The sequence below is a fragment of the Streptomyces sp. DT2A-34 genome (assembly GCF_030499515.1).
Taxonomy (GTDB): Bacteria; Actinomycetota; Actinomycetes; order Streptomycetales; family Streptomycetaceae; genus Streptomyces.
In genome coordinates, this window is sequence record NZ_JASTWJ010000001.1 from 9,995,937 (window position 1) to 10,008,313 (window position 12,377).

The 12,377-nt window shown below is 72.3% G+C and carries 9 protein-coding genes and 1 pseudogene; 1 reads left to right on the forward strand and 9 read right to left on the reverse strand.

Annotated features, from left to right (window positions below; translation table 11 throughout):
* Window positions 1-45 precede the first annotated feature (45 nt).
* Complete coding sequence (locus tag QQM39_RS44665; protein WP_302003283.1) at window positions 46-1,083, reverse strand: hypothetical protein; 1,038 nt, start codon at window positions 1,081-1,083, stop codon at window positions 46-48.
* 120 nt (window positions 1,084-1,203) lie between these two features.
* Window positions 1,204-2,171: pseudogene (locus QQM39_RS44670) on the reverse strand (LLM class F420-dependent oxidoreductase).
* 138 nt (window positions 2,172-2,309) lie between these two features.
* On the opposite strand from QQM39_RS44670, the gene QQM39_RS44675 reads away from it, so the two are divergent.
* On the forward strand, window positions 2,310-3,746 hold the full coding sequence (locus QQM39_RS44675) for a serine hydrolase (protein WP_302003284.1): 1,437 nt from the start codon (window positions 2,310-2,312) through the stop codon (window positions 3,744-3,746).
* On the opposite strand, the gene QQM39_RS44680 is transcribed toward QQM39_RS44675, so the two are convergent.
* The 7 genes from QQM39_RS44680 to QQM39_RS44710 all read right to left on the reverse strand — a co-directional run bounded on the left by QQM39_RS44680 (window position 3,747) and on the right by QQM39_RS44710 (window position 12,283).
* Complete coding sequence (locus tag QQM39_RS44680; protein WP_302003285.1) at window positions 3,747-5,357, reverse strand: serine/threonine-protein kinase; 1,611 nt, start codon at window positions 5,355-5,357, stop codon at window positions 3,747-3,749.
* Between the two features lie 155 nt (window positions 5,358-5,512).
* Window positions 5,513-6,472, reverse strand: a complete 960-nt coding sequence (locus QQM39_RS44685; RefSeq protein WP_302003286.1) for a threonine/serine dehydratase — start codon at window positions 6,470-6,472, stop codon at window positions 5,513-5,515.
* A gap of 39 nt (window positions 6,473-6,511) precedes the next feature.
* On the reverse strand, window positions 6,512-7,543 hold the full coding sequence (locus tag QQM39_RS44690; protein WP_302003287.1) for a polyprenyl synthetase family protein: 1,032 nt from the start codon (window positions 7,541-7,543) through the stop codon (window positions 6,512-6,514).
* Window positions 7,540-8,604, reverse strand: coding sequence for a tetratricopeptide repeat protein (locus tag QQM39_RS44695; protein WP_302003288.1), 1,065 nt, complete (start codon window positions 8,602-8,604; stop codon window positions 7,540-7,542). Before QQM39_RS44695 ends, QQM39_RS44690 begins: the two co-directional genes overlap by 4 nt.
* Before the next feature lie 171 nt (window positions 8,605-8,775).
* Window positions 8,776-9,453: an AIM24 family protein gene (locus QQM39_RS44700; RefSeq protein ID WP_302003289.1), complete on the reverse strand. Its 678-nt coding sequence runs from the start codon at window positions 9,451-9,453 to the stop codon at window positions 8,776-8,778.
* A 65-nt stretch (window positions 9,454-9,518) separates the two neighbouring features.
* The gene (locus QQM39_RS44705; protein ID WP_302003290.1) at window positions 9,519-10,934 is read right to left on the reverse strand and encodes a CAP domain-containing protein; all 1,416 of its coding nucleotides are present in this window, start codon (window positions 10,932-10,934) and stop codon (window positions 9,519-9,521) included.
* Window positions 10,935-11,038: 104 nt separating this feature from the next.
* Window positions 11,039-12,283 carry a serine hydrolase gene (locus QQM39_RS44710; RefSeq protein ID WP_302003291.1) on the reverse strand — a complete coding sequence of 415 codons (1,245 nt, stop codon included), beginning with the start codon at window positions 12,281-12,283 and terminating at the stop codon, window positions 11,039-11,041.
* Between the last annotated feature and the right edge of the window lie 94 nt (window positions 12,284-12,377).

Here is a 12,377-nt window from a genome sequence, read left to right on the forward strand (position 1 = left end):
TGTGAGGACGGCGGCCTTCGGTCTTCGGCGGTATGAGTGCGGCGGCTACTGCTGCCGCGCCGTGCCGCCTCCCTGCGCCCCGCGCAGTGCCGCGATGCAGCTGGAGATGGCCTGCTGGAGCTCCTCCAACTGCTGGACCATGTCGTCCTCGACGAACTCCTGCACATCGTCGAAGGTCAGCTCCTCGAAGACCTTCGTGGCCTTCTGCAGGCTGCTGTAGAACTTCGTCCGCCGTTCCTGCACTCGCAGCTCGGGGTCGGCCTCCACCGCCTCGGCGACGAGCGACTTCATCGTGCCGTAGGCCTCGGTGGCCCACTCGCCGGTGTCCTCGTCGTCCTCCAGTTCGTCGATCAGCGACAGGTGCCGCTCGGCCTCCTGGCGCAGGTCCACGGGCGCGTCGACGGTCTGCCCGGCCGGGGTCTTGATCTGGCCGGACTCGGCGATCTGGCGGACGTAGTCGATCCGGTCGACCGCCCGGCTCTCACTGGCGACGGCCTTCTTCAGGTCGTCGGTGCGTACGACGTCCCGCGCCAACTCGGCCTGAAGGCCGGGGTCCTCGAGGACCCGGTCGAGGAGTGCCTGGCGGGCCGCGCGGGCGGTCGACGGGTCGGCGAGGATCGCGGCGCGCAGCGCGGTGGGGTTCTCGGCGACCTCCAGGGCCTTGGTCGGGCGGATGCCCTCGGCCTCGGCTGCCTCGGCGATGGCGGTGCCGCGCTCGGAGGTGGCGCTGTTGCGGGAGACGTAGTAGCCGAGCCACACGTCGGAGTCCGGCAGCTCCACCTCCTGGCCCGGTGCGAGCGCCTCGAACTGCGGGACGAGGCCGTCGTCGGCGGCCCGGTCCCAGGCCTTGTAGTAGCGCATGACGCGCTCGGGGGAGCACCCGGCGAGCTCGGCGAACTCCTTCGCGGACACCTTCGGCGTCTCACCCGCGCTCTGCCCGCCGGGCCGCACGCTGCGCGCCACCATCAGGCCGAAGGCCCAGCCTCCGGTCCGCGCGTAGACCCCGAACTCGCGCGCGTCGCGGGCGACGAGGTCGGACAGGGGCACGGGGGACGTCTCGGACGGGACGATCGCCAGGCTCACGGATGACTCTCCTGTACAGGCTGCTGGGAAGGCGAAAACGCAGACCAGCAGCCTATGGCACCCGCGGACGATGCTCCGCCGCATCCGGCGCCGCCCCGTGCAGCCGGAGTGGACGTGCGGTCAGAGAGCGTCCCGCAGCGCGGGCAGCAGCGTCTTCTCCGCCCAGTCGAGATACGGCAGCTGCGTCTCGCCCCCGATCTGTACCAGGGCGATCTCGGTGAACCCCGCCTCGGCGTACGGGCGGACGGCCTCGACGAAGGCGTCCGGATCGTCGCCGCACGGGATCGAGTCGGCGACGTCGTCCGGGGTGACGAACTGGGTGGCCGCCTCGAAGGAGTCCGGGTGCGGCAGCTCCGAGTTGACCTTCCAGCCGCCGCCGAACCAGCGGAACTGGGAGTGGGCGCGCTTGATCGCGGTGTCCCGGTCGGGGTCGTAGCACACCGGCAGCTGCCCCACGCGCGGCTTGCCCGCGCCGCCGTGCCGGTCGAACGTCTCCAGCAGGCCCGCCTTGGGCTCCGTGGCGATCACCAGGTCGCCGAGGCGGCCCGCGAGCTCGCAGGACTGCTCCCCGGAGACCGCGATGCCGATGGGGGCGGCTGGTCCGGCAGATCCCACAGCCGGGCCGACTCGACGTCGAAGTGCGTGCCGCGATGGTTGACATGGCCGCCCTTGAAGAGCGCGCGGATGACCTCCACCGCCTCCTCGAGCATCTCGTGCCGCACGTCGACGGACGGCCAACCACCGCCCACGACATGCTCGTTGAGGTTCTCGCCCGAGCCGAGCCCCAGCCGGAACCGGCCCTCGGCCAGCAACTGCATCGTGGCCGCCTTCTGGGCCACCACCGCCGGGTGGTAGCGGACGGTCGGACACGTCACGTACGTCATCAGCGGAATCCGCGACGTGGCCTGGGCGGCCGCGCCCAGCACACTCCACGCGTACGGCGAGTGACCCTGCGAACGCAGCCACGGAAAGTAGTGGTCCGAGGTCACGGAGAAGTCGAAGCCCACCTCCTCGGCGCGGACCAGGTGGTCCACCAGCTCACGGGGGCCGGCCTGCTCGGTCATCATCGTGTATCCGATCTGCACCATAGGGGCCGAGTCCCCGGACACGGGTGTGGAAAACGGGACGGACGGGGCAGGGCGCCGGTGGACCGCGAGGGGCTGGGGGACACGTCCGGGTGAAAAACGTCTCGGCGCGGTGCCCGGGTACCGGGAGAGGATGCCCGTATGTCTGCCCGCCCGCTGCCCTCGAGCTCACCCGCCGCCCAGGGCGTCGACGCCTCCGGTGTCCTCGCCTTCCTCGACGCCCTCGACACCGCCCCCGACATCGAGCCGCACAGCCTGATGATCCTGCGGCACGGCCACCTCGTGGCCTCCGGCTGGTGGGCGCCGTACACCCCCGAACGCCCGCATCTCCTCTACTCGATCAGCAAGAGCTTCACCGCGACCGCCGCCGGGATCGCCGCCGGCGAAGGGCTGATACGGCTCGACGACCCGGTGATCTCGTACTTCCCCGAGTTCGAGGCCGACATCACCGATCCGCGCAGCCGCGCGATGCTCGTGCGGCACGTGGCGTCCATGGCCAGCGGGCACGAGACCGACACGATCTTCGCGGCGCGCGACCTCGACCGCGAGGACCTCGTCCGCGGGTTCCTGCTGGTGCCCCCGTCCCGCGACCCGGGGACCGTCTTCGCGTACAACCAGCCCGCCACCTTCACGCTCGCCGCCATCGTCCGGCGGGCGAGCGGCCAGTCGCTGACCGAGTACCTCCGGCCGCGCCTGCTCGATCCGCTCGGCATCGGCGAGATCGGGTGGCTGGGTGACCGCAGCGGCCGGGAGCTCGGCTTCAGCGGGCTGCACGCCACCACCGACGCGATCGCCCGGCTCGGTCAGCTGTATCTGCGGGGCGGGGTGTGGGAGGGCGAGCGGCTGCTGCCCGAGTGGTGGGTGGCCGAGGCGACGCGCCGGCAGATCGCGAACGCCGGTGTCATGCCCGGGGACGACTGGCAACGGGGCTATGGCTTCAAGTTCTGGATGTCCCGGCACGGCTATCGCGGTGACGGCATGTTCGGTCAGTTCTGTGTGGTGCTGCCCGAGCAGGACGCCGTGATCGCGACGACCGCTGACACCTGGGACATGCCGGGACTGCTGAACCTGGTCTGGGAGCATCTGCTGCCGGCGTTCCGGCCCGCGCCCCTGACCGGCGGGGAGGCGGCGGACGCGGCCCTGGCCCAGCGGCTGGCGGGCCTCGCGCTGCCGCCGGCCGCCGGCAAGCCCGCACCGCCCGAGCGGGCCGAGGCCTGGTCCGCCGCCGCGTTCACGCCGGACGGCGGTGCCCGCGGGCAGCTGCCCAAGCTGACCGCGATCGACCTCACGCCCGGCGCGGACGGCTGGACCCTGACGCTCACCGAGGACGGCCACCCGCTTCGGCTGCGGCTCGGGGACGCCGGCTGGACCGTCGCCGAGGAGCCGGTGCCCACCGCGGTCAGCGGCGGCTGGACCGACGCGGACACCCTCGTCGTGGACATCGCCTTCCTGGAGACCCCGCACCACCTGGACGTGACGTGCTCGCTCAAGGACCGGACCTTCACGGCGCGTTGGCGCACCGATCCGCTGCACCGCCTGCCCCTGCGGGCGATGCGCGCACCTCGCGCGTCGACCTGATCAGCCCTCGGGCACCCGGAAGGTCCGCAGGAAGACGTCCAGGGCCTCCTGGTTGGCCGGGTCGTCCCAGTCGGCCTCCGGTGTCGTCCAGCGCAGTGAGTAGCCCCGGTGCTCATCGATGAGGAAGCCGCGGCCGAAGGTACGGACGCGGACGCCGTCCTTGTCCGAGAGCCACTCCATGTCGGCGGCCTCGTATCCCTGGTACGTGGTCGCCTCGATCTCGCCGATCCGCTGGAACCCGCTCCGTTCCTCCAGGTCGGGTTCGACGTCGTCGCGCCAGATGGCGACGGGGTCCGGGCCCAGGGCCTCGCTGTAGGTGATCGCCAGCTTGCGCTCATCGCCGTCGGCGCTGAAGAAGACGCGGTACGCCAAGTCCGAGGCACGCTTGGTGCGCAGCGGCTGCCAGTCCTCGGGCAGGGCGACGGAGAAGCCGTCCGGTGACTTGTACGTCGTGAAGCCGGGGGGCAGGGCCGCCGTGTCCGACGGGGACGCGGTGGGCGTCCCCGGCTCCGTCGCTTCCTGTGGAGGGGACGAACTGGGCGACGAGCTGGGCGTGGCAGTGGGGGACGGGCCGGTGGGTGCCCCGGTGGAGGCCGACGGGCCGGGTGTCGTATCCGCCGCCGACGGACCCGAGTCGTCCGGCCGGCCGTTGGTCACCACCAGCACGGCGGCCGCGACGGTGACCACGGCGAGGGCGGTGCCGGAGACCATGGCACGTCTGCCCCAGCCCGGTCCCCCGGTGTACCTGCCGCGCAGGCGAGGGCGCGGCTCCGCCCGGAGGGCGGCCTCGGGGTCCTCGTTGAGGACCCGGACGAACGCCTCGCGCACCACCGGCCGGCTCAGCCGCTCCCGGGAGTCCTTGCGCAGCAGCCCCTGCACCGCCTGGGTGAGCGGCCCGGCCCGCACCGGGGCGCGCAGCGGAAGCCGGTCCACGCCCTTCAACGTGGCCTCGGGCCGGTCCCGTTCGCGATACGGCGGGCGCCCCTCGACCATCGTGTAGAGGATCGCGCCGAGCGCCCACAGATCCGACGCCGGCCCGATGCGCTCGTCACGGGCCTGTTCCGGGGACGCGTACGACGGCGCGGCGACCCGGGGCGCGAGGGTCGCGCCGGCCAGCCCGAAGCCGGTGACGACGACGGAGCCCTCGTCGCGCACGAAGATCTGCCCCGGGCTCAGCTCGCCGTGGGTGATGCCCGCGACGTGCGCGGCCTCCAGCACGTCGAGCAGTTCGAGGCCGATGCGCGCGGCCCGCACATAGTTGAACGTGCGCTGCTGGGCGAGGAGTTCGCTCAGGGGCGTGCCGTCGATCCACTCCGCGACGATCCACAGGCTGCCGGACTCCTCGACGACGTCCAGGACGGTCGCGACCCGGCCCGGGCGCAGCAGCCCCATCCGCTCGGAAGCCCGCAGGATTCGCGAGGTGGCCCGGCGCCCCTCCTCGGGGCATGGATCGTCGGGGAGCCCGATCTGGGTGAGAAGGCAGGGGTGTTCGGTCTCTATGTCCTCGCCGTGGTAACTGACGCGGTTCGTCTCGCGATGGACGACATCGACGAGCCGGTACCTTCCCGCGACCAACTCGGCTGTGGAGACACGCGCCTTGACCATGGTCATCCCTCGCTGAACCCCTGGCTCCTATTTCTCACAGGAAGTACGACAGGGATGACGGGAAGCGTTCAACGAAATCCTCAACCAACGGCATCTCTTTTCTTTTGCTGCTTACGCGCGAGTAAGCATCCGAAAAACCACGGGAATTGAGCCAGCGGGTGTCAGTGAAGACCGAAATCCTTCGCCCGGCGCAGCACATCCCCGGTCGTCGCGTTGCCCCCGCACACGACCAGCCCGAGCCGGACGCCGTTCCCGACCCGCTCCACCACGCGCCGGGCCGCGGGCAGCAGACACCCGGCGGCCGGCTCCGCCCACACCTTGGCGTGCTCGGCGAGGTCGAGCACGCCCCGCACCGCCTCCCGGTCCGGGACCACGAGCACGTCGTCGACCAGGGCGGACACATGGTCGTACGTCAGTTGCGACACGGCCGGCGCGCTCAGCGTGGACACGATCGACGACAGTGCGACCGGCACCGGCCCGCCCGCCGCCAGCGCCTCGGACATGGCCTCGGCACCCTCGGTCTCCACACCCCAGATCCGCACGTCCGGACGGCGGGCCCGCAGTGCCACCGCGACGCCGGCGATGAGCCCGCCGCCCCCGACGCTGACGAGCACATCCGTGAGGTCACCGGCGTCGTCGGCGAGCTCCAGCCCGGCCGTGCCCTGGCCGGCGATCACCAAGGGGTCGTCGAAGGGATGGACGAGTGTCAGCCCCTCGTCCCGCAGTCTCGTGACGAGCGAGAACGCGCCGTCCATGTCGTCCGTCAGCCGCACCGACGCCCCGGCGTCCTCGACGATCCCGATGGAGCGGGCCGGCGCCGTACGCGGCATCACCACGGTGGCCTTCACATCGTGGACGGCGGCCGTCATCGCCAGGGCGATTCCGTGGTTGCCCCCGCTGACCGCCACCACCCCGGCGGCGCGCTGGGCGTCGCTCAGCGACAGCAGCTTCGCCGTCGCCCCGCGGGCCTTGAACGAGCCGGTGCGCTGGAGGAGTTCGAGTTTGGCCGTGACCGGAACGCCGAGGAGGGCCGACAGGCCGGGGCTGGGTACGGTCGGGGTGCGTACGACGTGTCCGGCGATGAGGTCGGCCGCGGCTTCGACATCCGAGATCCCGATCAAGGCAGTCACCTTTCCGGCGTGGGGCGGTGATCCACGCTTTCACAGGTCGCGCCGCACGAGGAAGTCCAGCAGTGACCGCAGCTCCTCGACGGCCCCCGCCTCCAGCGGTACGCCGGCCAGAGCCGCCTCGGCGGCGGTCACCTGGCGCCGTGCCTCGTCCAGCGTGGCCGAGCGGCCCCCCGACTCCTCGATCAGCGCGGCCACCTCACAAGGGTCGGCGGCCGACTCCAGCAGCGCGGAGAGACGACCGGCGGCGGGTGAGTCGAGCGCGGCCAGCACAGGGAACGCCTTCTTCCCCTCCCACAGATCGCCGTACACCGGTTTGCCGGTCACCGCCGGGTCGCCCCGGATGCCCAGCAGGTCGTCGACCACCTGGAAGGCGATGCCCAGATGCCGTCCCGCCCGGTCGAGGGCGGCGACGGTCGCGGGCGGCGCACCGCCGAGCAGCGCGCCCAGTGCGGCCGCACAGCCCAGCAGGGCGCCGGTCTTGTGCTCGGCCATCGTCCGGTACTCGACCGGCCGCACCCGCTCCGGCCCTGCCCAGGGACGCGTCGCGAACAGCAGGTCGTCCGCCTGCCCGCGCACCAGGTCCTGCAGCGCCGCCGACAGCAGCCGTACGGCCTGCGGGCCCGCCGGTTCCACGGCGAGCGTCTCGACCGCGAGCGCGAACAGCGCGTCCCCCGCGAGAACGGCGGGCCCGGTGCCGTACGCCTTCCACACGGTGGGGCGGCGGCGTCGGGCCGTGTCGCCGTCCATGATGTCGTCGTGCAGCAGGGAGAAGGCGTGCACCAGCTCCACCGCCACCGCCCCGGGCACCGCGACCCGCCCGGGCGCACCGGCCGCCTCGGCCCCGAGCACCGCCAGCGCCTGCCGTACGCCCTTCCCGTCGGACGCCGCGGCCGGCGCGCCGCCCACCTCGCACCAGCCGAAGGAGTACGCGGCCATCTCACCGACCCACGGATGCGTCCGCCCCACTGCCTCCCGCAGTGCGGGCCGCACCAAGGCGCGGCAGCGGTCGAGGACTTGGCGGGCGTCTGCCGGCGCCTGAACCGCAGAGGGGAGAGCCGTCACCGTACGGCCACCGCCCCGGCGCCCGCCACAGCACCCTCCAGGGCGCGGAACTCCTCCTGCGCCCGCGCCACCATCTCCCGCGCGTGCCGCAGCCCGATCCGCTCCAACACCCCCGCCAGCTCGGCCAGTTCGGCGGCGGTCTCGGCGCGGTCGCGCCCCAGCCGGGCCCGCGACTTGGCCAGCCCCAGCCGGGACAGCGCCTCCCCGCGAGGCTCGCTCATGGCGCGGAACTCCGCGAGCGCCTGCTCGTACAGGTCCCGGGCCTCGGCGTAACGCCCGGCTCGATAGAGGACGTTGCCGCGCATCTTGTGGTTGTAGGCCAGCGCGCTGGACAGCTTCATGGCCCGGCACGCCGTCTCCGCCTCGGACAGCAGGGCCAGCGCCCGCTCGGCGTCGCCGTCGCGCACGGAGACGATGTCCGCGAGTCCGCGCAGCGCCCAGGCATGGCCGCGCCGGTCGTCGGCGCGCGCGGCGATCTCGGCCGCCTCCTCGAACAGGGCGTACGCGGTGTCGTACGAGCCGGTGTTGCGATGGATCTGGGCTATGCCCTCCAGCGCCCACACCGTGTGCCGCGCCTCACCGCGCCGCCGGGCCTCCGCCAGCAACTGCTCGTGCAGCCGGTGGACGGCCTCGTAGTCGCCCTGGATCCGGCCGGTCTCCGCCAGACCGGCCAGCGAGTAGCCGCGTACGACGATGTCGCCGCCGCGCTCGCCGAGGTCGGCGGCGAGCTGGAGCAGCCGCCGGGCCAGGGGGAACGCGCCGCGCTGCCGGGCCAGCGTGCCGCCGCTCCACAGCGCCCACGCCATCGCCGCGGTGTCGCCGGCCTTCCGGGCGGCGCGGTAGCTCGCCTTCCAAGCCCGCTCCGCGTCCCCGACCTGTCCCAGTCGGCGGTGCGCCTCGGCGACCGCGAGCCCCGAGCGCGCGGCTTCGCCGTGCTGTCCGGCCCGCTGGGCTGCCCGCAACTGCTCGGTGCCGGCGGCCAGTACATCGGTCAGTGAGGAGTTGACGGACAGGGTGGTCAGGGCGCCCTGGTACTCGGGGGCGAATGCCTTGCCGTACATCGATCCCTCTCGGTTCGTATACACGCCATGTATACGCTCTGTGTATACGTCGTGTGTATAGAGCGTTGGAAATGAGCCCTGGCCCAGGGGCCAGGGCGTCACCTGTTGCCGGTCAAGACGCCGGCACGACCGAGTGGGTTGCCCGTGAGGCGCAGATCACTTCCCGAGGAGTCAGTGCTGCTGGGCCTTCGGCGGCGTCGCCTCACTCGGCCGTACGACGACATGGCCCTGGCCTTGCAGCATCAGTTGCACGGCCTCCCCGGACCCGCCGCGCAGCATCGAGCCGAGGGACTGCGAACGGTGCAGCGAGGTCTGCAGCCCGGCGGTCCAGCCGACCACCGCGTCCGTGTCGACGTACACCGGGTACTGCGGCGAGACCGGAATGACCAGGGGATTGCCCTCACACACCAGCCCCAGCCGGCCCTGCCCCGTGAAGACGCTGTTGAACAGGCCGCCCCCGGCGATGCCCGCGCCCTTCACCGTCGCTATCCGGTACGACAACGAGGCGTCGAAACACAGGACGTTGCGGCCGTTGACGGTGAACTCGTCGCCGGGGTCGACCTCGACGATGAAGCAGTTCTGCGCCTCGTGCGCGAACCAGGCCTCGCCCTGCCCTCGCACCGCCATCAGCGGCAGCCCCTCACCGGTCATGGCCCGCTTGAGCATGCCGCCCACGCCCTGGCCCTTGCGCTCGAACTGCAGATTGCCGCGGTAGGCGATCATCGCGCCCTGGCGGGCGTGCATCTCACCGTTCACCGCGTACTTGACGCACTTGGAGTTCTCGATCGTCATGCCCGGCGCCGAGGCGGGCTGGACCATGTGCTCACTGGAAAACAGGTCACCCTTCATGGGGGCATCCTGTCCCGGACGGTCCCGTTCCGACCAGATCGCGGCGTGTCGCTGTCCTTGGGCCGTCAGGCGCCGAAGAGCTGTGTCCAGTACGTCCCCGCCGCTCCGCCGCCCGCGAGGCCGATCCCTATGTGGGTGAAGTCGCGCTTGAGGATGTTGGCGCGATGGCCCGGGCTGTTCATCCAGCCCTCCACGACCTCGGCGGGGGAGCGCTGGCCGCACGCGATGTTCTCGCCGATCGAACGCCGCGTGGAGCCCGCGGCGGCGGCCCGGTCCCAGGGCTGACTCCCCTCGGGCGAGGTGTGGGAGTAGAAGGCGCGGGCCACCATGTCGGCACTGTGCGCCTGCGCGGCGGTGGTGAGCAGGGGGTCGACGGCCAGGGGGCGCAAGCCGGCCCCGGTCCGCTCCCGGTTGGTGAGCTCGACGACCTCGGCCGCGGTACGGGACAGGTCGCCGGGCGTGAGCGGTCTGGCCCACAGCGCGGTCCAGTAGGTGTCGCCCGAGCGGCCGCCCGTGACATGCGCCAGGGCGGCGTGGGTGAAGGCCGGGTCGTGCAGCGTGCGGCGGGCCTGTTCGGTGCGCAGGCAGTACGCGACGAACTCGGCGGGGGTGCGGGGGCCGGAGACCAGGTGCTCGCCGACGGTGAGATACGCGTACCCGGCGGCGGTGATGCGCTGGTACACGGAGACGCCGTCGCGGCCCTCGACGCCGAGCCGTCCTGCCGCGGCCATGGCGGAGGCGTGGGCCTGGGCGGCGGAGGCGAGGCGGGCGTCTAGGGTGACCGGCGGTGAACCTCTCTCGGCGCGGGCGGAGTTGACCAGGCCCAGGAAGCCGTCGCGATCGGGGAACGGGGCGTGCGGGGCGGTGACGGCGGACAGGGTCCGCATCGTGGGCCGTGCGGTCGGCGCAGGGGGAGCGGCGGGCAGGGGAGGAGCGGTGGGCGCGGGTGGGGTGAGGGGCGACGGCGGGGCGGGCGCCGACGGGACCGGGGACGGCGTCGCGTCCTCGATGACGTCGACCCCGAAATCGCGCGCGAGCCCCGCCAGCCCGTCCGCGTACCCCTGCCCCAGGGCCCGCAGCTTCCAGCCGCCGCCACGGCGGTAGATCTCCGCGAGCAGCAGCAAGGTCTCCTGCCGTGGGCGCGGCGGGGCGAACCGGGCGATCGGCTGGCCGTCCGGGCCGGTGACCTGGAGCGTGGGGGAGGGCAGGCGGCCCAGGGGAGTGCCGGGGTCGGCGGGGCTGACGACCACCGTGACCCGGGTGGCCCCGGGGCGCAGTCGCGAGGGGTCGACCGTCAGGGTGTCGCCGTGGAGCCGGGCACCCGGAGCGGACGGCTGGTTGTAGAACACGAAGTCGGCGTCGCCCCGGACCTTGCCGCTGTCGTCGGTGATGAGGGCGGACACGTCGAAAGGACCGGGCACCCGGACGCTCACGCTGCCGCCCGGGAGGGGCAGATTGCCCCCGGGAACCAACTCGCTCATTGTGCCGTCCTGGTGGGTGCTTCGAGATCCGGTGGGGATGTCGGGAAAACGTCCACCGGATCTCGTGGGTTCCCACCCGTCGGGACGACGGTGTGAGGCCGCTCTCAGTTCTGGTTCACGCCCAGGGGGACCCCCGGCGCGACGTCCTCGTGCCGTTCGACGGGCGCGGAACGACGCTGCGTCTTCGCCGGCTTGCCGCAGAACGCGGACTCCAGCGTGCCCAGCATGGAGTTGAGGACCGTGCCGTTGTTGGAGGTGTTGGCGACCGCGGCGAGGCTGCGCCGGCCGTCCTTGGACGCGAACGCATACGTGTAGTAGCCCTGGACGGCGCCCGTGTGGCCGTAGACGGAGATCCCGCACGACAGATCGCGGCGCCGCAGCCCGAGCCCGTACGCCTGCGAGGTGCCCGCCGGTACCCACCGCTGCATCTGGGCCAGCTGTGCCCGGGAGGTCAGCCGGCCGCCGAGCAGCGCCGACAGGAAGGTGTTGAGGTCCCGCGTGCTGGAGATCATCGCGCCCGCGCTCCGCGCCCAGGACACCGTCTGCTCGGTGGAGTCGACGAGTGCCGCTCCGGCGGCGTCCGGAGTGAGATAGCCGCGGGTGTGCCGACCGGGGATCTTCGTGCCGGGGTGGACGTAGAAGGTGTCACGCAGCCTCAGCGGGTCGATGATCCGGTTCTTGTACTCGGTCCGCACGGAGTGGCCGGTGAGCTTCTCGATGAGCATGCCGGCGACCACGAAGTTGGTGTTGGAGTAGGAGTACGCGCCGCCGGGCGCGGTGGTGCGCGGTTTGCTCAGGGACCGGTTCACCAGTTGCCGGTAGGTGAACACCTTGGTGCGGACCGCCTCGAAGCCGGGAACCGTCCGCGCGAACATCTCGTTGGTGTAGTCGTGCAGGCCGCTGCGGTGGCTCAGGACATGCCGCACGGTGATGCGGTCGTCCGGCAGCAGCCCCGGCAGATAGCGGTTGACCGGGGCGTCCAGTTTCAGCTTCTTCTCGTCGACCAGTTGCAGCAGGACGACGGCCGAGAAGACCTTGGTGACGCTGCCGATGCGGAACCGGTCGGCGTTGCTGATGGCCCGCCCGGACCTTCGGTCGGCGACACCGACGGCCGCCCAGCGGATCGTGTCGCGGTCGTCCAGGCGCGCCATCGCGCCGGGTGCGCCCTGCCGTCGCACCTTGGTCAGGACGTTCCACACGCCCGCGACATCCGGTTCGGCCAGCGCGCGTGCCGAGGCGTCGGCCGGGGTGGTGCCGGGTTCCGGCGCGGCGGCGTGGGCGGGAACCGCCAGGAGTGACACGAGGGCCGCCGCTGCCGCCGTACCTCGGACCACCGTTGCTGAGACCATCCGGCTTCCTCCCATTTCTGTCGATGTGCTGCTGCTACGAGAACGATCACCTCGGCGCGGGGCAACTTTCCCGCATCCCGTCACATCGCCACGG

Coding starts and splice junctions, on each gene's coding strand:
- QQM39_RS44705 (WP_302003290.1), bottom strand. CDS start 10,934: ATGAGCGAGTTGGTTCCCGGGGGCAATCTGCCCCTCCCGGGCGGCAGC.
- QQM39_RS44675 (WP_302003284.1), top strand. CDS start 2,310: ATGTCTGCCCGCCCGCTGCCCTCGAGCTCACCCGCCGCCCAGGGCGTC.
- QQM39_RS44680 (WP_302003285.1), bottom strand. CDS start 5,357: ATGACCATGGTCAAGGCGCGTGTCTCCACAGCCGAGTTGGTCGCGGGA.
- QQM39_RS44695 (WP_302003288.1), bottom strand. CDS start 8,604: ATGTACGGCAAGGCATTCGCCCCCGAGTACCAGGGCGCCCTGACCACC.
- QQM39_RS44700 (WP_302003289.1), bottom strand. CDS start 9,453: ATGAAGGGTGACCTGTTTTCCAGTGAGCACATGGTCCAGCCCGCCTCG.
- QQM39_RS44710 (WP_302003291.1), bottom strand. CDS start 12,283: ATGGTCTCAGCAACGGTGGTCCGAGGTACGGCGGCAGCGGCGGCCCTC.